The organism is Catellatospora sp. IY07-71, from assembly GCF_018326265.1.
GTDB lineage: Bacteria > Actinomycetota > Actinomycetes > Mycobacteriales > Micromonosporaceae > Catellatospora.
Genome location: NZ_AP023360.1, coordinates 1,528,233 through 1,550,256 on the forward strand (window position 1 = coordinate 1,528,233; position 22,024 = coordinate 1,550,256).

Below are 22,024 nucleotides of genomic sequence, written 5' to 3' on the forward strand. Positions count from 1 at the left end.
TCCGCTCCTTGCTGTCACGAGAGTCGCAGACCGTAGGCTACGTCAGACAGCTTCTGCCTGGCGGCGCCTGTGAGCGGTGCGGCGCTCAGCTCTTCGATCTTGCGTTGGGCGGCGGCCCGCATCGCCGGAGCGCCGGCGACGACTCTCGGATTGACCAGCAAAAGCTGCCACAGGGTGTGCACGTAAAGCTCTACTTGCTCAGAGTCGTCGGCTAGGCGCTCGACCAGGTGGCCGAAGAGCACGCTCCCGATCCCTCGCCGAGGGTCATTCGAGATCATGAAGGTGTCGTCGGTATAGGTATGTGCACCTTCGCCGACCCAGTACGTCCAGTAGTTGAGGTTGGCGGTTGCATGAAGCTCATCCCTCAGGCCGGTCGTCACGAAGTCGATGAGCGGCTCCTGCTGCCCGTACCGCGCCAGAGCGACCGACGCGGACCGAACCGAGACCCATGACGGCACGTCATTGGTCGCCCGCGCCTGCTTGAGCGAGCGGCGGTGCTCACCGAGCAGCCAGTCTGCTGTTGCGGGATTCGTGTCGAACGCCAGGAGGTATATCGCCTGCCTCCGCATGAGGGAGTCGGCCTCACCACGGCATTCGTCGGCGATCCGTAACAGGTGAGCGAAGAAAAGTGAACGCTCTTCTGCCCCGAACTCCGGCCATGAGCTGGTTGGTCCTCGCCGACGTGGACTGGGCTTCACCAGGTCGGCAAGCTGTGAGGGGAGGGAGCCGGTCAACGTCCACGTGATCAGATTTGTCAGGTTTCGTCGATGGACGGTGGCGGCCAGGGGATGCCCGGCAGGCACGATCGGCTCACCGCCGCCGTGCTGGATCGCAGAGTCCATCACGAGATCCGCTTCTATCGCATCGCGCAGCACGTCGAAGAGCTGAGGGCTTGCACCTCGGTGGATGAGGCGTGCACGAAGGGCCGCCAGATCGGAAACCCGGAGCGATGTGACGGGTCGGCGTCCCGATTCCCAGCCCTGGACCGTCGCAAGATCAATATTCAGCACTTCGGCAAGCTGGGCCTGCGTCAGGTCGAGCGACTCTCTGATCAGCTTCATGGTGTAGCCGCTTGTCAGCCCGCGCCTACCGGGCAAACCTCGACTGCCGTGCAGTCTTCCCGCTGATGATCGCATAGAAGAAAGCCTGATTCTGTGCGACGAAGCTATGACTACCCGTACCACTCGTCAGTCTACATGCGCCGATGTCATCGATACCGTCCTGGTAGTCGCCATTTGCGCACCGTAAGTGGCGGTCGAGGGAGGTCCCTGCCGCCGGTGGTCATGAGACGGCGACGGTAGGAGACCCGGACTGACGGGCGCGCCCACTCGCACCGTGGGCGCGTCCGTCTCGGACATCGGGAGACTCATGAACGAGAGCCGTGACTCGCTGGTCGAGCTGGTTGAGGAAGTGCTCATGAGCCACACGCCCAGCGCCATGGGCATGTGCCGCGCCTGCAAGCAGCACTGGAGCCGCCTCGTGTGGCACCCATGCACCCAGGCCGAATGGGCGCGAAGGTTCGCGGCCAACCTGCTGAACGGAGCAGAGGCATGATCGAACAGCCCCCCACGGAGCAGTTGCCGGTCCGCGTGCCGAGCTGGGCGAGCGAACCGACGAGCCTGCTTCAGACCGTCCAGGCCGAGCAGGCGGAGTGGCGGAGGAGTGCATGGAACGGTCCGACTCGGCTCCTAGTGTCGATCATCGCTCACTTGAGGTCCGGTGACCGTGACAGCCGGTAGTACGGCCCGCTGGATCATCGCCAGCGGCGAGGAGGTATTCCTCGGTGATCATGTCGCGCTAGCCCGGCATCCTGACTCGGTAGGTCGGATCGTTGGCGTCGACAAGAGTCACCTGGGGTGGCCCGCTGTCGAGCTGACCGAGGGCCCTCAGGCCGGGAAGGTGGTGCCGGTCCTGCCGAGCGACATTCTCGTGAGAGTGCGAACCGGGCGGTGAGGACATCAGGGACGGCGGATGAAAGGGGTGGCGGTGGATACCGTCAGCTCCATGTCGCGGTCCTCTTGGTCGTCGGGCTCCTCGCCGACGCCGCCGGCTGGTCTGGCCACCGGGCTGGCCGGATCTCGCCGGTGCGCCGTCAGCAGCGCGAGCCCTAGCAGCGAGATGCCCACGAGCGCCGCCCACAACCCGCGTCCGAGCTGGACCGTGAAGCGTTCGAGCAGCTCAGGTTCGATGGCCCACAGCTGAGGGGTCTGCCGAAGGTCGCCCATCGAACCGGCCGCCGCCGCAAGGACGGTGAACAGCGCGGCGGCGCCGCTCATCCCGGCCACCCGGGCGGCGGCCCGGGACACCGGTGGCCCGAGCAGGGCCAGTGCGATCGTCGGAGCGAGCAGCAGCAGCCCGCCCAGATAGACCGGGCCGACCGGCACGTTCCATACCGAGCTGACGAGATCGGGGATGCCCAGGAAGTACGAGTCACTGGGGGTGCTGCCGGGGGTGTCGATCCGCTGCCACTCGCTGAGCAGCGAAGCGAGCGCGGCGGCACCCCCGAGCACGGTGAGGGCGGTGGTCAGGCGAGGACTCGTCGCGACCGTGTGCCATCGCGGCGAGGCACGTCGCGGGGCGGGTGCGCTCGCCGGGCCGAACTCCACCACGTCCGGTTCGGAGGACATGGCCGCATCATCCCACGTACACCTGAAAAAGCAGGCCCCTCCGCGAGGAGGAGCCTGCCTGGTCGCCGCCGCCGCGGGGTCAGCCGTTGAGCAGGCCGCCCAGCAGGCCGCCGCCCTGCTGCTGGCCGCCGCCGGTGCCGCCGGCGATGCCCGCCGGGGGCTCTTCGGACGGCTGCACCACGACGAAGCCCTGGCCCTGGAAGCTCATGGTGAACGCCTCGCCGGTGGAGCGGCCCAGCAGCGTGCCGATGCCCAGCTGCTCGGCGCGGTGGTAGCCGGTCTGCAGGTTGGCCGACCAGCAGATCGCGGCCTGCGGGTCGGCGTAGGTGGGCTGGTCCACCGTCAGCACCACCGGGGTGCCCTTGGTGGTGATGGCGATCCGGCCCTGACCGCTGAAGACGCAGTTGAACAGGCCGGCCGCGGAGAACATGCCCATGCCCTGGACCATCTTGATGTCGTAGTTCAGGGTCGACTCGAAGGCCAGCACGTTGGTGCCGTTGACGCTGAGGTGGTCACCGGGGCCCAGGTCGATCAGGTGCACGTCGGCGGCCCGGTCGGCGAGGAACACGTCGCCGCGGCCGGACAGCTTCATCAGCGGGATGCCCTCGCCGGTGAGCTTGCTCTTGAGCCACTTGGCCGCGCCGCCGGAGCCGAGCGCCTGGAACTGCACCTGCCCCTGGTAGGCAACCATCGCGCCGGTCCGTGCCATGACCTCGCCGTTGAGCTCGATCTTCAGCATCTTCGAGTTCTGCAGCGTCAGACCGGGAGTGGAGGACTCCTTCTCCAGGTTCTCGGCAGCGAAGAGTGCGCTCTGCATGTCGTCATCCTCCATAGAACGGGGGTGGAGAAACGCACCGAGCGTAGATGACCTGCACAAGAAACAACGTCGCCTTAACGACTCAGCCGCCGAAGGTCAGGGTGAAGATCAGGGTAAGCCGGGGTGTCTCAACCCCAGCCCAGCTCGTGCAGGCGGTCGTCGTCGATGCCGAAGTGGTGCGCGATCTCGTGCACCACGGTGACCGCGACCTCCTCGACGACGTCGTCGTCGGTGTCGCAGATCCGCAGGATCGGGTGCCGGTAGATGGTGATCCGGTCGGGCAGCACGCCCGCGTAGTCCCAGCCCCGGGTCGTGAGCGCGTGCCCCTCGTAGAGCCCGAGCAGCTCCGGCTCACCGGGCGGCGACTCGTCCTCGACCAGGATCACGACGTTGCGCATGAGGTCGAGCAGCTCCTGCGGCACCTCGTCGAGGGCGTCGGCGACCAGCTCCTCGAAGCGCTCGCGGCTCATCTCCACCGGCATGGTCAGGACAGCTCACCGCGGCGCAGCCGGCCCAGCCAGGCGGCCGCGTCGGCGTAGTCCGGGTCGGACAGGCCGGGCGGCGGCGGCACCGGCTGCTCCGGTGTGCCGCCCAGACCCGCCCGGGGGTACGAGCCGAGGAAGCGCACCGCCGCGCAGATGCGCCGCAGGCCCTGCAGCGCCTCGCCGACCCGGCCCTCGGCGACGTGCCCGGTGCAGTCGAGGAAGAAGACGTAGCGGCCGAGGCGCTCGCCGGTGGGGCGCGATTCGATGCGGGTCAGGTTCACCCCACGCACGGCCAGCTCGGTCAGCACGGCGAGCAGCGCGCCGACCCGGTCGTGCGAGATCCACACGGCCAGCGAGGTGACGTCGTTGCCGGTCGGCTCGGGCGGCGGCCCAGGGCGCGACAGCAGCACGAAGCGCGTCGCGGCGTCCGGGTGGTCGGAGATCTTGTCGGCGAGCTGGTGCAGGCCGAAGCGCTGGATCGCGATCGGGGCGCAGATCGCGGCGTCGTACTCCCCGGCGGACGCCCCGGCCGCGGCGGCGCCGTTGGAGAGCACGTCGACCACGATCGCGTCCGGCAGGTATGCCCGCAGCCAGGCGCGGCACTGGATGGACGCCTGCGGGTGCGCCGCGATCGAGCGGATCCCGGCCAGCGTGGTGGACGGCCGAGCGGCCAGCACGAACTCCACCGGGATGACCACCTCGCGGGTGATCACCAGCGGCTCGCCGTCGACCAGCTCGTCGAAGGTGACCCCGACCGCGCCGCCGATCGAGTTCTCCCACGGCACCAGCGCCGCGTCGGCGTCGCCGTGGCGCACCGACTCCAGCGCCTCGGGCACGCTGCGGGCCGGCGTGCGGATGCCCCGCTCGGCGGCCGGGATGGTGAGCAGCGCCTGCTCGGCGAAGGTGCTCTCGGGGCCGAGGTAGACGAAGCGCGTCGGCGGGACTCCAGGCATGGGGCCAGCCTAGTACCGCGTCCGGCGCCCGGCCCGCTCCACGTCAGCAGCTGGCCGCGATGCGGATGCCGGGCGGGGCGAAGTTGCGGACCTCGATGGTGCAGATGTCGGTGCCCGCGGTGACCACCTCCAGCGCGGCCGGGGCGCCCTTGGTGACGACCTGCAGCGGCTCCCGGTCCGGGATGGAGACGACGGTGTACTGCCACGTTCCCGCGCACACCGGCTGCTGCACCACGGTGACCGAGCCGCTGCCGGGCAGGATCGAGGTCTTCCGGCGCACCGCGGCGACGATCTGGTCGGCGCTCGGCTTGCCGAGGCAGGGGGTGGCCACGGCCTCCGGGAAGCCGGACGCCGTGGCGCTCGGCGGCGCCGACAGCGAGGGCAGGGTGAAGCTGGGCGGAAGGCTGGCGGGCACGGGCGAGATGGTCGGCTGCGGGACGACACCGCCGGGCGTGGGCTGCAGCTCCGGGGGCACTCCGCAGCCGCTGAGCAGGGCCGACCCGAGCAGGCACGCGGCGGCCGCGGCCGCCGGACGGGACGGTCGATTCGGACGGAGGGGCATGGGAGACGAGATTAGCGCGCCCGCGCTCCTACCGGCGGTCACACCGCCGCGAAGAAGCTCAGCGAGCCCACGACCTGACCGCTCTGCCACAGCGGGGTGGCCACGGCGTCCAGCGTACGGCTGCCGGCGCCCTCGGGGCCGCGCACGCGGAGCAGGCCGCGGGCGGGCCGCTTGGAGGTGAGCGCGAGCAGCGGGGGGATCTGCTCGCGCTCTGCTTCACCCAGCTCGTTGCCGGCGGCGGTGAAGTCGATCAGGCACAGGACGTCGAGGACGTGGCTGCCGGTCAGCTCGCTGGGCGGCTCCAGGACCAGCAGCCTCGTCCAGGCGGTGGAGGCGGCGATGATGATCCCGCCGGCGTCGATGACCAAACACGACTCCTCAGCCGTGGTAACCGGGGCGGACCAGCTGTGCAGCGGGTCGGCGGCGATCGGCTCCAGCGGGGAGAGGGAGAGCTCGATGTGGGTCATCGCTGCTCACGTTACCCGCGTGCAGTGCCCTTGTCACCGGGGGCGGTGCCCTCTGGATGCCACGTGTAGCCCGACGCTCCCGGGTAGGGCCGGTTGACCCAGATCGCGGGATTGCGGGCCACCTGTGACAGCTTCTCCGCGGTCGAGCCGGACAGCCGCCGCCCGGTGGAGTCGAGGACCTTGTCCAGCTCCCGGTATGACGTGACGATGCACTCCTTCGGCAGGCCGTTTACGCTGATCGGTCCACTGCCGACGAAGGCCAGCACGGCGAAGACCTTGATGTCCTGGCCGATCGCCGCGGAGATCGCCTTGGCCACGCGCTTGGCGTCCCGGCGTGCCTGGGAGATGTACGGCGGGCGGCGCCCGCTGATCTGCACCACGTCTCCGGCGATGAGCACCCGGCTGCGCCCGTGCTGAGCGAGCGAGACGCTGAACAGGCCGCCGGGGCCGATGACGAGGAACCCGGCGCCGTCCGGCTGCTTGGGCCTGCCCGGCAGCGGGGGCTGCGCGGCGAGCGGGGCGCTGGGCCACTCGATGACGTGCCAGTCCCGGCCGAGGCGGTGCACCGCGCGGTCCTCGGCGGCCGACATGCGGCGCAGGCCGCGTTCGGCACGGCGGCGGCGGGCCCAGTCCAGCGGGGAGGCGGACGGCGGGGCGGTGTCTGGTCCTGACGGCACCGGCAGGCTGGGGGAGCGTCCGACAGTCGGGCGCAGGAAGGGCGCGCGCTCGGGGTAGACGGTCATGGGGTGCCTCCGGGGTGGAACGACACGCATTGAGTTAGGTGTCCCTTACCGTACGTGACGGGTTGGGCGGGTGTCAGGGGGCGAAATCGGACATCATCGCGAATGAATCGATGAATGTCCGATTCAACTTCATTCTCCGAGTGTTCACGCGGGAGATCTACCGTGATGAGGGGACGTGATTCTCACGCCCCCTCATCACCGCGTGAAAGCGCCGGTCAGCGCAGCGTCAGCTGGCGTCCCAGCAGGCCCTGGCGGGCCCGGCGCTGCTCCGGCGTGAGCGGCTCGTCCACCGCCTTCGCCGCGGCGTACCGGGCGGCGACCGCGGCCAGCGACTCCTCCCAGGCCCCGGCCTCGGGCGCCGACGGCAGATCCCACACCGGGACCAGCAGGCCGTGCGCCCGGAACATGCCGGCGAACTTGGTCTCGTCGGTCAGCTTCAGCTCGCCCGCCGCCGACAGCCGGGACAGCGCGTTCAGCGCCACGTCCTCGCCGTCCGGCAGCACCCAGCGCACGTGCGACTTCTCCGGCACCCGGCACCAGTACGCGGAGTCCGCAGAGGTCATCCGGACCGTCGGGTACACCGATGCGTTGGCCGCCTCCAGCGAGGCGGTCACCTCGGCGTCGCGCTCCTGGTCGGCGTCCAGCCAGAAGTCGAACCCGTCGTGCACGGTGACCTCCAGCGGCGCGTCGACCAGGATGTCGCCCAGCCGCGGGCCCTCACCGGGCAGCGGCGGCACGTCCACCGGCGCGCCCGGCTCGCCCTCCAGCGCGGCCAGCAGCGCCACCGCGAGGTCCCGGTTGACGTCGCCGGAGCGCTCGTGGCGCTGCAGGCCGAGCAGCACCCGGCCGTCCGGCTTGGTCAGCGCGGGCCAGGCCATCGGCAGGATGGTGGCCAGTGTGACCGAGCGGTCGCCGTACTTCTCGGCGTACTCCGGGGACAGCTTCAGCGGCGCGGTGGCCGCGGGCACCAGCTCGCGCAGGGCCACGTACTCCGTCTCGGCGGCAAGGCCCTCGAACGGCCGGGCCACGAACACGTCGCGGACCTTCGGCTGCTTCGGCTGCTTCTTGTCGAGCCGGTTCTTCTTGCTCACGAAAACTCCTCGCTACGCCCGCAGCGGCCCCGGGGCGCGGGGCCCCGCGGGGCACTCGCCGCGCTCGGTGACGCGGGTCAGCTTAGTTCCGCCCAGACGCTCTGCCCGAGACCGTCCCGCTCGACACCCCAGCGGACGGCGAGCGCGTCGACGATGGTGAGGCCACGGCCGTCCGGGTCCTCGGCGCCGGCGGTGCGCGGCCGGGGCAGCCCGTTGGCCCCGCCGTCGGTCACCCGCACCTCGATGACGTGCCGGGAGTCGACCGTACGCAGCCGCCAGGCCAGCCGGACCACCCCGCCGGGCAGCGGCTCCGCGTGCCGCACCGCGTTGCCGACCAGCTCGGCGGCGACGGAGACCACGTCGGAGAGGAGGGCGGCGTCGACCGCGTCCGCGAGGGCGGCGGCGAGCCGGTGCCGAGCCTGCTGGGCGCCACGGGCGTGATGGGGCACCACCACGCACCAGGCCCGCTCAGCGACAGCCATCGACACGATCATGCCTCCCCGGATGCGGGCGCATCCCTTTTCACGTCACCTCGCGGCAGGCGTACCTCTGCGACCGTACCTCCCCCATCCCGGGGACGTAAGGACACCCAACCGTTTTGTCGCTCAATAGTCTTTCGGACGAGATAAAGACCCAGACCGGCACCACCGTACCGCCGTCCGTCGCCGCTGTCCGCCTGCCAGAACCGCTCGAACACGCGATGCACCTGCTCAGGGGCGATGCCGATCCCCCGATCGAGTACCTGGAACAGCACGGTGCGGCGATCGTGCGCCGCGCTGAGCACCACCGGCTCGTCGCGGCCCGAGTACTTGTCCGCGTTGGTGGCCAGCTCGGTCAGCACGTTCGGGATGGTGGTCCGGTCGCCGTACGCCAGCGGCATCCGCTCCGGCAGCTCCAGCCGGATCCGGCGGCGCAGGTCGGCGGGCAGGTTCGCGGCCGCCTGCCGCAGCGCCTCCACCAGGTCGAACGGGCCGAGCGAGAGGGTGCCGGCGGCGCTGTCGGTGCTCGCCGCGAGCAGCCGGTCGACCAGGCGCGCCAGCTCGTCGCTGCGCTGGCCGATCACCCGGGCCGCGTCGCGGCGGGCCTTCTCGTCGAGCTGGCTCCAGTGGTCGCGCAGCGTGTCGGCGTACCCCTTGATGACCGTCACCGGCGTGCGCAGCTCATGGCTGGTCACCGCGATGAACAGCTCGCGGTCGGCCAGCTCGCCCAGGTTGCCGTGGCTCTGCACGGGCAGGCCGGCCTGCTCCGCGTAGAGCCGCCCGACGGTCGCCCCCAGCAGCGCCATGACGGCCAGCTCGTCGGGGTCGGCGGCGCGGTCCTCGGCGACGAACGCGCCGAGCAGCGCCACCGGGGCGCCGTCGACGTCGACCCGGTGCAGCATGATCCAGCGGCTGCCCAGGGAGGTCATCTGCTCGGAGGACTCGTCGTCGATGGCGCCCAGCTCGATGCGGTAGGTGGGCGGGCCGGGACGGCAGGCGGCGGCCACCACGTAGGGCTGCACCGGGCGGCCGAGCGCCCAGGCGGCGGTGCCCGAGGCCGCGATGACCCGGCCGGAGCCGGCCTCGTTCAGCTCGGCGATCGCCATGCCGGGCGCGCCCAGCGCGTACTGCCCCAGGTGCAGCAGCCGGTCCAGCGCGGGCAGGCCGCCGTGAGCCGTCTCGGGGTCGCTGAACAGTGCCGCGATCCCCAGCGTCAGCTCCCGGTAGGCCACCTCCACAAGCAGGATCCTGCCCGCCGGAAGCATTCCGCGCCAGGCTTTGTGACCACTCGGTGATGATTCAACGACCGAGGTGTGCGAGCACCTCAGCCGGACGGTCCGTGATGATGCCGTCGATGCCGAGCTTCAGCATCAGATCGACGTCGTCGGTGGAGTTGACCGTCCAGACATAGACCTGCTGGCCCCCCGCCTTGAGCCGGCGCACCAGCTCGGGCCGGCGGCGCACCAGGTCCAGCCCCGGGCCGGCGATCCGGGTGCCGAACGGCAGCCGGCGCACCCGCAGGCCCGGCGGCAGCAGGTCCATCAGCTGCACCGTGGGCACTGCGGGCAGCAGCTCACGCGAGCGGCGCACGGCCAGCGGCGAGAACGACATCACCGTCACCCGCACGGGCGCGGTGGGCGACGCCGAGCTGAGGCCGTGCCGGTTCAGCAGCGCGCGCAGCCGGTACTCCACCGCCTTGCCGTACCGGTTGGGGTGTTTGGTCTCGATCAGCATCCGCACCGGGCGCCCGGCCTGCCGCGCGGTGTCGATCAGCTCGTCCAGCGTCAGCACGCCGCACGGCGCACCGCCGGGGTGCCACGAGCCGAAGTCGAAGCCGCGCAGCTGCGCCAGCGTGTAGGAGGCGACCGGCCCGCGCGCGTCGCTGACCCGGTTCACCCGCCGATCGTGCACGCAGACCAGGTGGCCGTCGCGGGTCAGCCGCACGTCGCACTCGATCCCGTCCGCGCCCTCGCGCAGCGCGCGGGCGTACGCCGCCAGCGTGTGCTCGGGGAGCGCGGCGGAGGAGCCGCGATGGGCGAACACCAGCGGCGACGGGTCGGGGGTGCGGGTCATCACTAGATGATCTGGGGCTGGCGGCCCTCGTCGGCGACCACGGGCCGGCCGGCCGCGGCCCACCCGGTCATGCCGCCGTCGACGTTGGTGACGTTGTCCCAGCCCTGCTGGCGCAGGTAGGCCACGACCTGGCCGGAACGGCCGCCCACGCGGCAGACCACGTACACGTCGCGGTCCTGCGGCACCTCGGCCATGCGGACCGGGATCTGCATCATGGGCAGGTGCACGGCCTGCGGGGCGTGACCGGCCGTCCACTCGTCGTCCTCCCGGACGTCGAGCAGGTAGGCGTCGGCCGGCACCTCGGCGACCGTGGCGGTGGGGATCTGCGCAGCGAACACGCCTGCAAGTGTAGAGGTCAGATCGAGTTGACCCACTCCGGATGCGCCCGCACCCAGGCGGCCAGATCCGCGTCGCGCATGGCCTGGAACAGGCTGTCGGCCTCGGGATCCAGCAGCACGTACGACACGCCGCCGATGCTCTGCGGGTGGGACGGCACCCGGATGCCGGTGAGCGAGTCCGGCCTGATGTTGCGCAGCGCCACGACCAGGTCGGTGAGCGTCGCCTCGCCGGTGTCCACGGTCAGCGACTGCCCGATGCCGCGGATGAACTGATCCAGCCGGAGCGGGTTGCGGGTGACCCCGCTCTCCATCGCCTTGGTCAGGATCGCCTTGAGCAGCTGCTGCTGATGGCGCTGCCGGTCGTAGTCGCCGCCGGGCAGGCCGTAGCGCTGCCGCGAGTAGTCCAGCGCCTCGGCCCCGTTCATCTGCCGGCAGCCGACGGGGAACAGCCGCTTGGTGTGGATGGACCGCACCTCGGTGTCCACGCACATGGTGACCCCGCCGAGCGAGTCGATGACCTGCTTGAACCCGCCGAAGTCGATCACCGCCGCGCCGTCGAAGCGCATCCCGGTGAGCGCGCTCAGCGTCGCCGAGAGCAGTTGCACGCCCCCGCTGCCGCCCCCGCCGAACTCGAACGCCGCGTTGATGCGCTGCCGCGCCCCGCCGAACGACGTGCCGCCGAACTCGGGGATGTCCACCCGCAGGTCGCGCGGGATGGAGATGACATACGCGTGGTTGAGGTCGCGGTCCACCTGTACCACCAGGATGCTGTCCGAGCGCTGTCCCGCGCCCGGGTTCGCGGCGCGCAGGTCCGAGCCGATGAGCAGGTAGTTGAGCGGGCCGGTGAGGCGGCGCCAGCCCACGTAGGAGTCGGTCAGGTCCCGGGCGCTCGGGTCGAGCAGCACCTCCCGCCCGACGCTGGACTCGTACCGGTCGACCAGCGCGCGCCCGGCCACCAGGCCGCCCCCGACGAGCAGGGCCAGGCAGACCGCGAGCGCGGCGACGACCTGGGGCCAGCGCCGCGCGCGCCGAGCCGCCGGGGCGCCGGCCGGCGCCCGGACCACCCGGATCAGCCGCTGCGCCTCCGGCCAGCCGAGACCGGAGCGGGGCATCGCCCTGCCGCGGGACGCCGCGTACGGGGGCCACCCGATACCGGAGGCCCGCGTCCTGCCCCCGGACGCCCTGCCACTGCCGGGGCGCCATGCGGTGCTGCCCACGCCGCCTCCCGGGAGGTGAGAGATCCTCACCCTTCAGGGTATGGACCGCCCACCCCGGGAACCGGCGATTCGGAAACTACTTCTCGTTGTTGACGACCTGTGGGTTGAGAAGCACGAAGTTGCCCAGTTTGTCACTCGAGGCGGCGCGGAACATCTCCTCGGTCGTCTTGTCGAGCTTCTCGCCCTTGTAGTCCCCGTTGACGATGATGCTCTGGTAGTAGCCCGCGTTCGTCTTCAGCAGCACGAGGTCGGCCGAGGCCAGATCCTTCATGGTGAACAGGAAGTCGGTCACGTCCATCCCGGCCGGGAGGCTGAGCAGCATCGACTTGCCGACGGCCTGGATCAGCTCGCGCACCTTGCCGAAGTCGGTCAGCACGCCCGCCGACCCGGCCTTCTTGGCCATCGCCTTGATCAGCTGCTGCTGGTGGCGCTGGCGGCCGTAGTCACCCGCGTTGTCCGCGACGGTGTAACGCTGCCGGGCGAAGTCCAGGGCCTCCCAGCCCTCCATCTCCCGGCAGCCCTTCTTGTGCACGTACTGCTTGTTGCCGGTGCGGGAGGCGTAGTTGGCCGCCTCGGCGCCGTCGCTCATCTTGGGCACGTACGTCGGCTTGCCGTCGATGACGAAGGTGTGGATCGACTTGGTGTCCGCCTCCACGCACATGTACACCGAGCCGAGCGCGTCGATCACGGTCCGGAAGCCGCCGAAGTCGATCACCGCGGCGGACTTGAACTTCAGGCCGGTCAGCTTGCCGACGGTCTTCGCGGCCAGCTCCAGCCCGCCCGACCAGCCGCCGCCGTGCTGCGCGCCGTGGAAGAAGGCCGCGTTGACCAGGTCCTCGTTGTCGCCCGGGTACTTCGCCTTCTTGAACTCGGGGATCTCCACCAGCAGGTCCCGCGGCAGCGACATCAGGTACGCCTGGTCGTGCGCCGCGTTCACGTGCAGCACCATGATGGTGTCCGACCGGGCGTCGTTGAGGTCCTGGCCCTTGCGCGTGTCGATGCCGAGCAGCAGCACGTTGAACGCGCCGTCGAGGGCCTTGCCCGCCGGTTCGGCCGGGGCGCCGGGCTCGGCCTCCAGGATGCCGGGCTCCGCGACCTGGATGCTGCCCTCCAGGTCGCCGATCACGGTGCGCAGCCCGATCAGCGCGCCGCCCGCGACCATCATCAGCACCGCGCCGAACGTCACGGTGAGCTTCGCCCACAGCGGCGCCCCGCGTTTGCGCTTCTTCTTGCGCGCGCCGGGACCACCGGCGCCCCGCTGGCGCGGCACTGCGCCGTGCTGCTCGTCTCTGTCCAGCGTCGATGACTGCGCCACGTGACTCCCCAGGTCCGCGCGTTGAGTGAGAGGCGGTGCGTGGTGCCGGTGTTACTTCTCCCGGTTGACGAACTGCGGGTTGAGCAGCGTGAACTGGCCGAGGGTGTCGTTCTTGGCGGCCCGGAACATGTCCATGGTCCCCTCGCTGAGCTGCTCGCCGCCGCCTCCGGTGCTGTTGAACCAGCCCGCGTTCGTCTTGAGCAGGACCAGGTCGGCGCCGGCCAGATCCTTGAGGGTGAACAGGAAGTCGATCAGCTGGGTGCCGTGGGTGTCCAGGATCATGGACTCGCCGACGGCCTTGAGCACACCGTTGATCTTGCCGATGTCGGTGAGCACGCCGCTGGAGCCGGCCTTCTTGGCCATCGCCTTGATCAGCTGCTGCTGGTGGCGCTGGCGGCCGTAGTCGCCGTCGTCCAGCGACTTGCGGATGCGCGAGTAGTCCAGGGCCTCCCAGCCCGGCATCTCGCGGCAGCCCTTCTTGTGCATGTACGCCTTGAGCCCGCGGCGGTGCGCCTCGTTCTCGTTGACGTACTTCACCTTGCCGTCGACGTGGTAGTAGTGCAGCGACTCGGTGTTGCTCTCCACGCAGATGTTGACCGTGCCCAGCGCGTCGATGACCTTCTTGAAGCCGCCGAAGTCGATCACCGCGGCGCCGTTGAACTCGATCCCGGTCAGGTTGCTCACCGTCTTCGCGGTGAGGGACAGGCCGCCGGCCCAGCCGCCGCCGTTCTGCGCGCCGAAGTAGAAGGCCGCGTTGATGCGGTCGGTCCCGCCGTTGTAGCGGGTCTTGGTGTTCTTCGGGATCTCGACCATCGTGTCGCGCGGGATCGACATCAGGTACGCCTGGTCGTGCGTGGCCGGGATGTGCAGCAGGATCACCGTGTCGGCACGGGCGTTGTTCTTCTCCTGCGTCGCGCGCACGTCGATGCCGAGCAGCAGCATGTTGATCGGGCCGTCGAGGTTGTTGCCCTGCGGGCCGCCCTCCTTGCCGTCGTCCAGCACGTTGACCACCTGCACGGTGTCCTCGACGTTGCCGACCAGTGACCGGATGCCGACGATCGCGCCGCCGGCCGCCATCATCAGCAGCGCGCCGAGAGTCACGGTCAGCTTGGCCCAGAGCGGGGCCGAGGTCTTCCTGCCCGACGACTTCTTCTTGCCCTTGCCGCCGCCCTTCTTCAGGGAGTGGCCGGCCTTGCGGGGAGCGGGCTCGTCGTAGGCGTCGTACTCGTCGCCGTAGGGGTCGGCGGCAGGCCGACGGCTCCGCTGGCTGGGCACGGTGTTCCTGGCACCGCCTCGCCGCGACTTGTTGGCCACGCTTGCCCCCGGGGGTCTGAGTCAGCAGTAGACCGAGCCACTCTAATGGCTCGGTCTACGTACCGGCGAGGAGGCATAGACCAGATCGGATGCATTTGACCCAATTTAGGAAATATCTTCGCTGTTAATTATTCGCCTTGGGTGATGGCGGCGGGCTGACGTTGATCTCGTACCACTGCTTCACGGTGTCCTTGTTGACCGCGTCGTACAGCGCGACCGCCTTCTCCCGGTCCGACACCACGACGCTCTCCCCGTTCACCATCTGACTGCCCAGGTGGGGGTTGGTCATAAACGTCAGGTCCTCGCTGCGGATGCCCTTGAACTGGATCGCCATGTCCACCAGGCTGAAGTCCTGGTCGACGGTGACCGCGCCGGTGATCGCCTCCAGGAAGCCGTGCAGCTTGCTCGGGTTGGTCAGCGTGCCGCCGCTGGCGGCCTTGTCCAGCATCGCCTTGAGCAGCTGCTGCTGGTGGCGCATGCGGGCGAAGTCGCCGTCCGGGAACTGCTTGCGCTGGCGCGCGTAGTCCAGCGCCTCCTCCCCGCTGAGGTGCATGGTGCCCTTGGTGAAGGTGCGCTTCGGCTTGTGGATCGAGGTGATGGTCCTCTCGATCTTCATGTCGACGCCGCCGAGGGCGTCGACCACCTCCTTGAAGCCGCCGAAGTCGATCAGCATCACGTGGTCCATGCGCACCGACGAGTAGCACTCGATCGTCTTCACCAGCAGCGGCAGGCCGCCGAACGCGTACGCCGCGTTCAGCTTCGCCTTGCGGGTGCCGCAGTCGGCCGCCGAGGCCTCCTTCGGGATGTACACGTGCAGGTCGCGCGGCATCGAGATCAGGTACGCCCGGTCCTGCGAGGACGGGATGTGCATGATGATCATCGTGTCGGTGCGCCACTCGCCGCCCTGGTCGGTGGGCGCGTCCGGGTCCCGTGAGTCGCTGCCGACCAGCAGGATGTTCAGGGCGCCGGACTCCGTCTTGGGCGGGCGCCCGCCCGTCAGCGCGGAGAACGGGTCGTTGCGGTTGAGGTTGCCCTCGACGATCTTGGCGTAGATCCAGGTGCCGCCCAGGCCGAGGCCCGCGCACAGCGCCAGCGCGATGACCGCGACCAGCCCGATTCGGCCCCACTTGGGCTGGATCTTGCGCTTGGGCGTGCCGTACGTGTTACCCGCGGCGCCGACCGGCACCCGCGCCGAGCCGCCCCGCCCGCCACGGCCGGAGGACCCGGCCGGACCCGCACCCGAGGGGCGCGACGAGGCCGATCCCGAGGGGCGCGACGGCACCGAGGCGCGGCCGGGGGTGGACGTCCGGCCGGGCACCGAGGCCCGGCCCGAGGTGGGCGTGCGCAGCGCCGCGGCCGCGGCGTCGGACACCTTGCCCGCCGACCTGTCGGGCACCGAGGCCCGGCCCGAGGTCGGAGTGCGCAGCGCCGCGGCGGCCGCGTCGGACACCTTGCCCGCCTGGTCCGACGAACCCTTGTCCCCGTCCGAGGACGAGGAGCGGCCGGTCGACGACGACCGGCCGGAGGAGCCGTCCGGAGGCGGGGTCACCGAGGCACGGCCGACCGACGCGCGGCCGGTGGGCCGCTGCGCGGGCTTGGCGGGGGCCTCATCGGCGTCTCCAGCCTGGGGGTTGCCGGCCTCGGGTTGGTCAGGCGACTGGTTGGACATGAAACCAAGCCTACGAGGACATTGCGACAACGCGGGTGCAGCGCCGGGCCGTGGCGCGGCAGCTCACAGGCTGTTCCGGTGCCCGCTCGCCTAGATCACGACAGTGTCGTGTACCTGCCACGATGGTGAATCAGCGGAGCGGCGGCGTCACCCAGAGTGATCTGCGCCAGGGTGCCCTCGACGAGCAGCCCCCAGCCGAACGGGCGTGCCGCGTCCAGCCGGCAGCCCGCCCACGTGCCCGCGCCCGCCGGGACCGGCCCGTACGGCGTCTGCTCCCACGCCTCCTGCCGGAACAGCCCGCCGGGTGCGGGCATCAGCCCGGCGAACCGGTCCGCGAGCTGCCGGTGCGGCTCGCCGAGCGGCACCACGGTGAACACCCCGGCCGCCTCGACGGCGGGCCACAGCTCCGACTCCTCGTCGATCAGCCCCAGCACCCGGCCCGGGTCGCCGTCGCCGACCAGCGTCGACGACACGGTCAGCCCGGCCGGGCCCGGCGCGGTCCACAGGCAGACGGTCATGCCGAAGCGACCCCGGAGCCGGCGCACGGAACTGCGCGCCGACTCCGGGGTCGCGAACGGATCGGTGTCGTGGATCATCAGGTCCAGGCGAGCAGCGTGGCCTCGGGGTCGGTGAGGAAGGCGCCGATGTCCCGGAGGAACTTCGAGCCCAGCTCACCGTCGATGATCCGGTGGTCGAACGACAGGCCGAGCGTGGTCACCTGGCGCAGCTTGACCTTGCCCTTGTGCGCCCACGGGGTCTCCCGCACCGCGCCGAAGGCCAGGATCGCGGCCTCGCCCGGGGGCAGGATCGGGGTGCCGGTGTCCACGCCGAACACGCCCACGTTGGTGATCGTGAACGTGCCGCCGGACATCGCCGACGGCGGCGTCTTGCCCGACTTCGCCGTCTGCACCAGGTCGGTCATCGCGTCGGCCAGCTCCCGCAGGGACAGGCGCCCCGCGTCGGCGATGTTCGGCACGATGAGGCCGCGCTCGGTGGCCGCGGCGATGCCCAGGTTCACGTAGTCCTTGACCACGATCTCCTGCGCCGCCTCGTCCCACGACGAGTTGACCATCGGGTGGCGCTTGGCCGCCAGCAGCACCGCCTTGGCGACCAGCAGCAGCGGCGACACACGCACGTCGCGCCACTCCCGGTCGGCCTTCAGCCGGTCCAGCGCCTTCATCGACCGGGTCACGTCGACCGTGAGGAACTCGGTGACGTGGGGTGCGGTGAAGGCCGAGGCCACCATGTTGGCGGCGGTCAGCTTGCGTACCCCCTTGATGGGGATGCGGGTCTCGCGCTGGCCGGGGGTCAGCACGGCCTGCGGGGCCGCGGCGGCCGGGGCCGACACGGCGGACTGCACGTCGTCGCGGGTGATCGAGCCCTGCGGCCCGGTGCCCGCCACGGTGGACAGGTCCACGCCCAGGTTGCGGGCGAGCATCCGGACCGGCGGCTTCGCGAGCACCGCGTGGCCGTTCTGCCCCGCCGGAGCGGGAGCCGCCGGAGCCGGAGCCGGCTTCGCCGGGGCGGCCGGAGCCGCGACCGGGGCCGGAGCCGCCGCGACCGGAGCCGGGGCGGCGACCGGAGCCTCGGCCTCGCCCTTACGGGCCCGGCGCTTGGCCGCGGTGACCCGCGGGCCGTAGCCGACCAGCACCGCGGTGCGGCCGCTGGCCGTGGTCTCGCCGATGAGCCCGCCGGTCGCCTCGCCCGCGACCTTCTCGGCCTGGGCGGCGGCGCCCTGCGACATGTCGTCGGCCACCGGCGCGCTGTCGCCGCCGGTGTCGATCGAGATGATCGGCGAGCCGACCTCGACCACGGTGCCCTCGGACACGTAGATCTTGACGACCTTGCCGGCCCACTTCGCCGGGATCTCGACCGCGGCCTTGGCGGTCTCCACCTCGACGATGGGCTGGTTGAGCTCGATGACGTCGCCCTCGGCGACGAGCCACTTGAGGATCTCGCCCTCGGTCAGACCCTCACCGAGGTCGGGCAGGGGGAACTGGTTGATCGCCATGCTGCGCTCCCCTTCCTCAGAACCCGAAGGAGCGGTCGACGGCGTCGAGCACCCGATCCAGGTCCGGCAGGAACTCCTCCTCCATGCGGGAGGCCGGGTAGGGGATGTCGTACCCGGTCACCCGCAGCACCGGAGCCTCCAGGGAGTAGAAGCACTCCTCGGTGATCCGGGCCGCGACCTCGGCGCCCAGGCCCACGTTGCCCGGCGCCTCGTGCACGACCACGGCCCGGCCGGTCTTGCGGACCGAGTCGAACACCGGGGCCATGTCCAGCGGGGACAGCGAGCGCAGGTCGATGACCTCCAGATTGCGCCCGTCCTCGGCCGCCGCGGTCGCGGCGTCCAGGCAGGTGCGGACCATCGGGCCGTATGCCAGCAGGGTCGCGTCGGTGCCGGGGCGGGCCACCCGCGAGCTGTGCAGCGGGTACGCCGAGGACAGGGTCGCGGCCGTGTCGACCTCGCCCTTCTCCCAGTAGCGCCGCTTGGGCTCGAAGAAGATGATCGGGTCGTCGCTGGCGATGGCCTGCTGGATCATCCAGTACGCGTCCGACGGGTTGCTGCACGCCACGACCTTCAGGCCGGCGGTGTGCGAGAAGTACGCCTCGGGCGACTCGGAGTGGTGCTCCACCGCGCCGATGCCGCCGCCGAACGGGATCCGGATGACCATGGGCAGCTTGACCTTGCCCTTGGACCGGTAGTGGAACTTCGCCACCTGGCAGACGATCTGGTCGTACGCCGGGTAGACGAAGCCGTCGAACTGGATCTCGACGACCGGGCGGTAGCCGCGCAGGGCCAGGCCGATCGCGGTGCCGACGATGCCGGCCTCGGCCAGCGGGGTGTCGATGACGCGCTCGTCGCCGAAGTCCTTCTGCAGGCCGTCGGTGATGCGGAAGACGCCGCCGAGCTTGCCGACGTCCTCACCCATGATCAGGACCTTGGGGTCGTCCTCCATGGCGCGGCGCAGGCCGAGGTTGATGGCCTTGCCGAGGGTAAGCGTCTCCATGATCAGTGGCTCCCCTCGAACGAGGCGTGGTAGGTCTCGAACTCGGCGCGCTGCTTGTCGACCAGCGGCGAGCCGTTGGGGTAGACGTGGTCGAACATGGTCACGGGGTCGGGGTCCGGCATCGAGAGCACCCGCTCGCGCAGCTTGACCGCCTCGACCCGGGCCTGCTCGTCCACGGCCTTGAAGAACGCCTCGTCGGCCAGGCCCTGCTTCTCCAGCAACAGGCGCATACGGACGATCGGGTCCTTGGCCTGCCACGCCTCGACCTCGCTGGCCACGCGGTAGCGGGTCGGATCGTCGGAGGTGGTGTGCGCGCCCATGCGGTAGGTGTACGCCTCGATCAGGGTCGGGCCCTGGCCGTGGCGCGCGTTGTCCAGCGCCGCGCGGGTCACCGCGTACGTGGCCAGCACGTCGTTGCCGTCCACCCGGATGCCGGGGAAGCCGAAGCCGGCCGCGCGCTGGTACAGCGGGATGCGGGTCTGGCGCTCCAGCGGCTCGGAGATCGCGTACTGGTTGTTCTGGCAGAAGAACACGATCGGCGCGTTGTAGACGCTGCTGAAGATGAACGACTCGTTCACGTCGCCCTGGCTGGTCGCGCCGTCGCCGAAGTAGGCGATGACCGCCTCGCTGGTCTCGTCGTCGTCGCCGACCTTGCCGTCCTTGGCCACGCCCATCGCGTATCCGGTCGCGTGCAGGGTCTGCGCGCCGATCACGATCGTGTACGTGTTGAACCGGTTCGCCACCGGGTCCCAGCCGCCCTGGTCGACACCCCGGAACAGGCCCAGCGGCATGATCGGGTCGATGTTGCGGCAGTAGAGGACGCCGTGCTCGCGGTACGTCGGGAAGGCCATGTCCTGCGTGCGCAGCGCCCGGCCGGAACCGACCTGCGCCGCCTCCTGACCCAGCAGGCTGGCCCAGATGCCCAGCTCACCCTGGCGCTGCAGGGCGGTCGCCTCGGCGTCGAGCTTGCGCACCGTGACCAGGTCGCGGTAGAGACCGCGCAGCTCGTCATCGGTGAAGTCGACGGAGTAGTCGGGGTGTGAGACTCGCTCGCCCTCAGGGGTGAGGAGCTGTACGAACTCCGGCTCGGGGGGTCCCGAGCGCTTGCCGCCGCGGCGCGGGGCCGCGCGCTCGACTCTGGTCATCCGTGTTCTCCCTGTCAGTGGTGCGACGGCGACGGGGTGTGTCTGCCGCGCATCGGTTGGCGCCACGTCGAGTCCCTCGTGGGGCGAAGACGCCTGGCTGCGGCAGTGTGAGTCCGGAGTACGCGGTGACCACGGCCACGCTGCCGCCTGGCCCCCATACTGCCGTATCGGTGGCGGCAGTCACAGGCCAGGCACGTGATATTGGCAACCGTCAGCCAGAAAATCTGGGTCTGGGAATACGTCAAATACCCGGATCATGGCGTTGTTTGGGGCATTCTGGGCCAATTCCCCCCGTGCCCCAAGGAGCACACCGATGCCCGACGAAAGTTTCCTGGAAGACGTCTTCGGCTCCCCGCCGAGACCGCAGCCCGTCCCGGCGGCGGCACCGGCGCCCGCGGCGCCCGTGGCGTTCGCCCGGCCACGTCCTGCCCGCTCCCCGGCCCGCCGGTACGGCCTGCTGGTCACGCTGCTGGTCGGCCTGACCGCGGTGCCCAGCTGGATCGTGCTGCGGGCCGGGCTGGACGGCGTCGATCCGGACTTCGGCGCCCGCCTGGCCGGGCCGCTGCAGCCGTTCGTGGTGCCCGGTGATCACCTCACCCCGCCCTCGCTCCGGCTGCCCGAGCGCCCGGTCCGGCCGGCGCCCCAGGCCGACCCCGGCCTGGCTCAAGCCGCCGTGCACGACGACGAGGACGCCGACGAGCCACCGCGCGACACCGCGGATCCGCTGCTGGAGCACCAGGCTCCGATCGTGGCTCCGCCGCTGCGGCCGGTCTGGCGGCCGGTGGCCCACCCGCCCGAGCCCGGCGCGGTGCGCCCGGTCCCGCCGCCCGACCCGGCCGACCCCGGCCCCGCCCTCCCGGGCGAGCCGTCATTCCCCGGCGAGCCGTCATTCCCCGGCCCGTCGTTCCCCGGCCCGTCATTCCCGGGCGAGCCGTCGTTCCCTGCCCCGTCGTTCCCTGCCCCGTCGTTTCCGGGCCCGTCTTTCCCAGGTGGGCCGGGTCTGCCCGGAGGCGGTCCCCTGCCGGGCGGACCTCGCCCCGGCGGACCTGTCTTCCCGGGGGGTCCCTGGGTGCCCGGCGGCCACGCTCGTCCGGACCGCCCGCACCTGCCCTGGCACTGGCATCGCCACGACCAGGGCGGCTGGACCGGTCAGGGTGAGCCGTGCGAGCCGGGTGCCGACGGTGACGGCAACTTCCGGGTGGCGAAGGCAACACACGGGTTGCCGTCCGCCACTCGGGTGCTCCCGGCCCGGTTCGGGTCGGGCGGAAAGGCCGCCGGGTCGGCGCGGGTCGTCCCGGTCGAGGTGACGGCGCCCGAGGTGCGCACCGCAAACCGCCGCGAGGCGCGCAGAGCACGCGGCAAGGCGCGCGACGTCACGGAACGCTCAGGTTCCGTGGCGCGGCTGAAGCCGGCCGAGCGCGGGGCAGGCGGCGACGAGGAGAAGCGCCGGCACATCCGCAAGGCGAAGCACCGGAAGGCCGCCGAGTTCCAGACCGGCAGGTCCAAGTCCGGCAAGTCCGAGGCCGGTGGGTTCAAGACCCGCCACGGGTACGCGGGCGGCTCCCGCCACCGCTGACGCCGCCACGGACCGCCCGACCCCGTGAAGATCGCCGTTTCGTGTCAGAAGGTGTGGTTAGACCGCACAACCTGACACGAAACGGCGATCTTGTGTGGAGAGGCGGCGGTTTCCGGGAAACGGCGGCCGCCTGGCGGGAAAA

At 71.0% G+C, this 22,024-nt stretch carries 23 protein-coding genes; 2 read left to right on the top strand and 21 right to left on the bottom strand.

Going from position 1 to position 22,024, the window contains the following annotated elements; all coding sequences use genetic code 11:
* Positions 1–14 precede the first annotated feature (14 nt).
* A complete protein-coding gene (locus CS0771_RS07005; RefSeq protein WP_212840278.1) occupies positions 15–1,061 on the bottom strand; it encodes a DNA-binding transcriptional regulator in 1,047 nt (348 codons plus the stop codon).
* 307 nt (positions 1,062–1,368) lie between these two features.
* Here CS0771_RS07005 and CS0771_RS07010 point away from each other — a divergent pair, with 307 nt between their 5' ends.
* Complete coding sequence (locus CS0771_RS07010) at positions 1,369–1,554, top strand: hypothetical protein (protein WP_212840279.1); 186 nt, start codon at positions 1,369–1,371, stop codon at positions 1,552–1,554.
* A gap of 404 nt (positions 1,555–1,958) precedes the next feature.
* Here the strand turns inward: CS0771_RS07010 and CS0771_RS07015 are convergent, their stop codons facing one another.
* From CS0771_RS07015 to pdhA, 20 genes are all read right to left on the bottom strand, one after another.
* On the bottom strand, positions 1,959–2,627 hold the full coding sequence (locus tag CS0771_RS07015; RefSeq protein WP_212840280.1) for a hypothetical protein: 669 nt from the start codon (positions 2,625–2,627) through the stop codon (positions 1,959–1,961).
* A gap of 79 nt (positions 2,628–2,706) precedes the next feature.
* Positions 2,707–3,444 carry an AIM24 family protein gene (locus CS0771_RS07020; RefSeq protein WP_212840281.1) on the bottom strand — a complete coding sequence of 246 codons (738 nt, stop codon included), beginning with the start codon at positions 3,442–3,444 and terminating at the stop codon, positions 2,707–2,709.
* Between the two features lie 128 nt (positions 3,445–3,572).
* Positions 3,573–3,920 carry a metallopeptidase family protein gene (locus tag CS0771_RS07025; protein ID WP_212845667.1) on the bottom strand — a complete coding sequence of 116 codons (348 nt, stop codon included), beginning with the start codon at positions 3,918–3,920 and terminating at the stop codon, positions 3,573–3,575.
* A gap of 8 nt (positions 3,921–3,928) precedes the next feature.
* Positions 3,929–4,882, bottom strand: a complete 954-nt coding sequence (pheA, locus tag CS0771_RS07030) for a prephenate dehydratase (RefSeq protein WP_212840282.1) — start codon at positions 4,880–4,882, stop codon at positions 3,929–3,931.
* A gap of 43 nt (positions 4,883–4,925) precedes the next feature.
* Entirely contained in the window at positions 4,926–5,444 is a 519-nt protein-coding gene (locus tag CS0771_RS07035; RefSeq protein ID WP_212840283.1) for a hypothetical protein, read from the bottom strand.
* A gap of 38 nt (positions 5,445–5,482) precedes the next feature.
* Positions 5,483–5,911, bottom strand: coding sequence for a hypothetical protein (locus tag CS0771_RS07040; protein WP_203752812.1), 429 nt, complete (start codon positions 5,909–5,911; stop codon positions 5,483–5,485).
* Between the two features lie 11 nt (positions 5,912–5,922).
* The gene (locus tag CS0771_RS07045; protein ID WP_244870651.1) at positions 5,923–6,654 is read right to left on the bottom strand and encodes an NERD domain-containing protein; all 732 of its coding nucleotides are present in this window, start codon (positions 6,652–6,654) and stop codon (positions 5,923–5,925) included.
* Positions 6,655–6,869: 215 nt separating this feature from the next.
* Positions 6,870–7,745 (bottom strand): DUF5926 family protein, encoded by an 876-nt coding sequence (locus CS0771_RS07050; protein ID WP_212840284.1) that lies wholly within the window; start codon positions 7,743–7,745, stop codon positions 6,870–6,872.
* A 77-nt stretch (positions 7,746–7,822) separates the two neighbouring features.
* Positions 7,823–8,239, bottom strand: coding sequence for an ATP-binding protein (locus CS0771_RS07055; RefSeq protein WP_212840285.1), 417 nt, complete (start codon positions 8,237–8,239; stop codon positions 7,823–7,825).
* Positions 8,236–9,462: a sensor histidine kinase KdpD gene (locus CS0771_RS07060; protein ID WP_244870652.1), complete on the bottom strand. Its 1,227-nt coding sequence runs from the start codon at positions 9,460–9,462 to the stop codon at positions 8,236–8,238. The genes CS0771_RS07055 and CS0771_RS07060 overlap by 4 nt, the downstream gene beginning before the upstream one ends.
* Positions 9,463–9,523: 61 nt before the next feature.
* Positions 9,524–10,297 carry a glycerophosphodiester phosphodiesterase gene (locus CS0771_RS07065; protein WP_212840286.1) on the bottom strand — a complete coding sequence of 258 codons (774 nt, stop codon included), beginning with the start codon at positions 10,295–10,297 and terminating at the stop codon, positions 9,524–9,526.
* A 2-nt stretch (positions 10,298–10,299) separates the two neighbouring features.
* On the bottom strand, positions 10,300–10,635 hold the full coding sequence (locus CS0771_RS07070) for a rhodanese-like domain-containing protein (protein WP_203752801.1): 336 nt from the start codon (positions 10,633–10,635) through the stop codon (positions 10,300–10,302).
* A gap of 17 nt (positions 10,636–10,652) precedes the next feature.
* A complete protein-coding gene (locus tag CS0771_RS07075) occupies positions 10,653–11,747 on the bottom strand; it encodes an LCP family protein (protein ID WP_212840287.1) in 1,095 nt (364 codons plus the stop codon).
* 181 nt (positions 11,748–11,928) lie between these two features.
* Entirely contained in the window at positions 11,929–13,167 is a 1,239-nt protein-coding gene (locus CS0771_RS07080) for an LCP family protein (RefSeq protein ID WP_244870653.1), read from the bottom strand.
* Positions 13,168–13,218: 51 nt separating this feature from the next.
* Positions 13,219–14,442, bottom strand: coding sequence for an LCP family protein (locus tag CS0771_RS07085; protein WP_244870654.1), 1,224 nt, complete (start codon positions 14,440–14,442; stop codon positions 13,219–13,221).
* A gap of 163 nt (positions 14,443–14,605) precedes the next feature.
* Positions 14,606–16,150, bottom strand: coding sequence for an LCP family protein (locus CS0771_RS07090; RefSeq protein WP_212840288.1), 1,545 nt, complete (start codon positions 16,148–16,150; stop codon positions 14,606–14,608).
* Between the two features lie 95 nt (positions 16,151–16,245).
* Positions 16,246–16,746: a flavin reductase family protein gene (locus tag CS0771_RS07095; RefSeq protein ID WP_244870655.1), complete on the bottom strand. Its 501-nt coding sequence runs from the start codon at positions 16,744–16,746 to the stop codon at positions 16,246–16,248.
* Positions 16,746–18,161, bottom strand: coding sequence for a dihydrolipoamide acetyltransferase family protein (locus CS0771_RS07100; protein ID WP_212840289.1), 1,416 nt, complete (start codon positions 18,159–18,161; stop codon positions 16,746–16,748). The genes CS0771_RS07095 and CS0771_RS07100 overlap by 1 nt, the downstream gene beginning before the upstream one ends.
* A gap of 16 nt (positions 18,162–18,177) precedes the next feature.
* Positions 18,178–19,167, bottom strand: a complete 990-nt coding sequence (locus tag CS0771_RS07105) for an alpha-ketoacid dehydrogenase subunit beta (protein ID WP_212845673.1) — start codon at positions 19,165–19,167, stop codon at positions 18,178–18,180.
* Positions 19,164–20,306, bottom strand: coding sequence for a pyruvate dehydrogenase (acetyl-transferring) E1 component subunit alpha (gene pdhA, locus CS0771_RS07110; protein WP_203752795.1), 1,143 nt, complete (start codon positions 20,304–20,306; stop codon positions 19,164–19,166). Before pdhA ends, CS0771_RS07105 begins: the two co-directional genes overlap by 4 nt.
* 313 nt (positions 20,307–20,619) lie before the next feature.
* On the opposite strand from pdhA, the gene CS0771_RS07115 reads away from it, so the two are divergent.
* Positions 20,620–21,882, top strand: a complete 1,263-nt coding sequence (locus tag CS0771_RS07115; RefSeq protein WP_212840290.1) for a hypothetical protein — start codon at positions 20,620–20,622, stop codon at positions 21,880–21,882.
* The last annotated feature ends 142 nt before the right edge of the window (positions 21,883–22,024 follow it).

Excerpts from the sequence above, each read along its gene's own strand:
- CS0771_RS07005 (WP_212840278.1), bottom strand. The coding sequence starts at position 1,061 with ATGAAGCTGATCAGAGAGTCGCTCGACCTGACGCAGGCCCAGCTTGCC.
- CS0771_RS07010 (WP_212840279.1), top strand. The coding sequence starts at position 1,369 with ATGAACGAGAGCCGTGACTCGCTGGTCGAGCTGGTTGAGGAAGTGCTC.
- CS0771_RS07015 (WP_212840280.1), bottom strand. The coding sequence starts at position 2,627 with ATGTCCTCCGAACCGGACGTGGTGGAGTTCGGCCCGGCGAGCGCACCC.
- CS0771_RS07020 (WP_212840281.1), bottom strand. The coding sequence starts at position 3,444 with ATGCAGAGCGCACTCTTCGCTGCCGAGAACCTGGAGAAGGAGTCCTCC.
- pheA (WP_212840282.1), bottom strand. The coding sequence starts at position 4,882 with ATGCCTGGAGTCCCGCCGACGCGCTTCGTCTACCTCGGCCCCGAGAGC.
- CS0771_RS07035 (WP_212840283.1), bottom strand. The coding sequence starts at position 5,444 with ATGCCCCTCCGTCCGAATCGACCGTCCCGTCCGGCGGCCGCGGCCGCC.
- CS0771_RS07040 (WP_203752812.1), bottom strand. The coding sequence starts at position 5,911 with ATGACCCACATCGAGCTCTCCCTCTCCCCGCTGGAGCCGATCGCCGCC.
- CS0771_RS07045 (WP_244870651.1), bottom strand. The coding sequence starts at position 6,654 with ATGACCGTCTACCCCGAGCGCGCGCCCTTCCTGCGCCCGACTGTCGGA.
- CS0771_RS07055 (WP_212840285.1), bottom strand. The coding sequence starts at position 8,239 with ATGATCGTGTCGATGGCTGTCGCTGAGCGGGCCTGGTGCGTGGTGGTG.
- CS0771_RS07065 (WP_212840286.1), bottom strand. The coding sequence starts at position 10,297 with ATGACCCGCACCCCCGACCCGTCGCCGCTGGTGTTCGCCCATCGCGGC.
- CS0771_RS07075 (WP_212840287.1), bottom strand. The coding sequence starts at position 11,747 with ATGCCCCGCTCCGGTCTCGGCTGGCCGGAGGCGCAGCGGCTGATCCGG.
- CS0771_RS07090 (WP_212840288.1), bottom strand. The coding sequence starts at position 16,150 with ATGTCCAACCAGTCGCCTGACCAACCCGAGGCCGGCAACCCCCAGGCT.
- CS0771_RS07095 (WP_244870655.1), bottom strand. The coding sequence starts at position 16,746 with ATGATCCACGACACCGATCCGTTCGCGACCCCGGAGTCGGCGCGCAGT.
- CS0771_RS07100 (WP_212840289.1), bottom strand. The coding sequence starts at position 18,161 with ATGGCGATCAACCAGTTCCCCCTGCCCGACCTCGGTGAGGGTCTGACC.
- pdhA (WP_203752795.1), bottom strand. The coding sequence starts at position 20,306 with ATGACCAGAGTCGAGCGCGCGGCCCCGCGCCGCGGCGGCAAGCGCTCG.
- CS0771_RS07115 (WP_212840290.1), top strand. The coding sequence starts at position 20,620 with ATGCCCGACGAAAGTTTCCTGGAAGACGTCTTCGGCTCCCCGCCGAGA.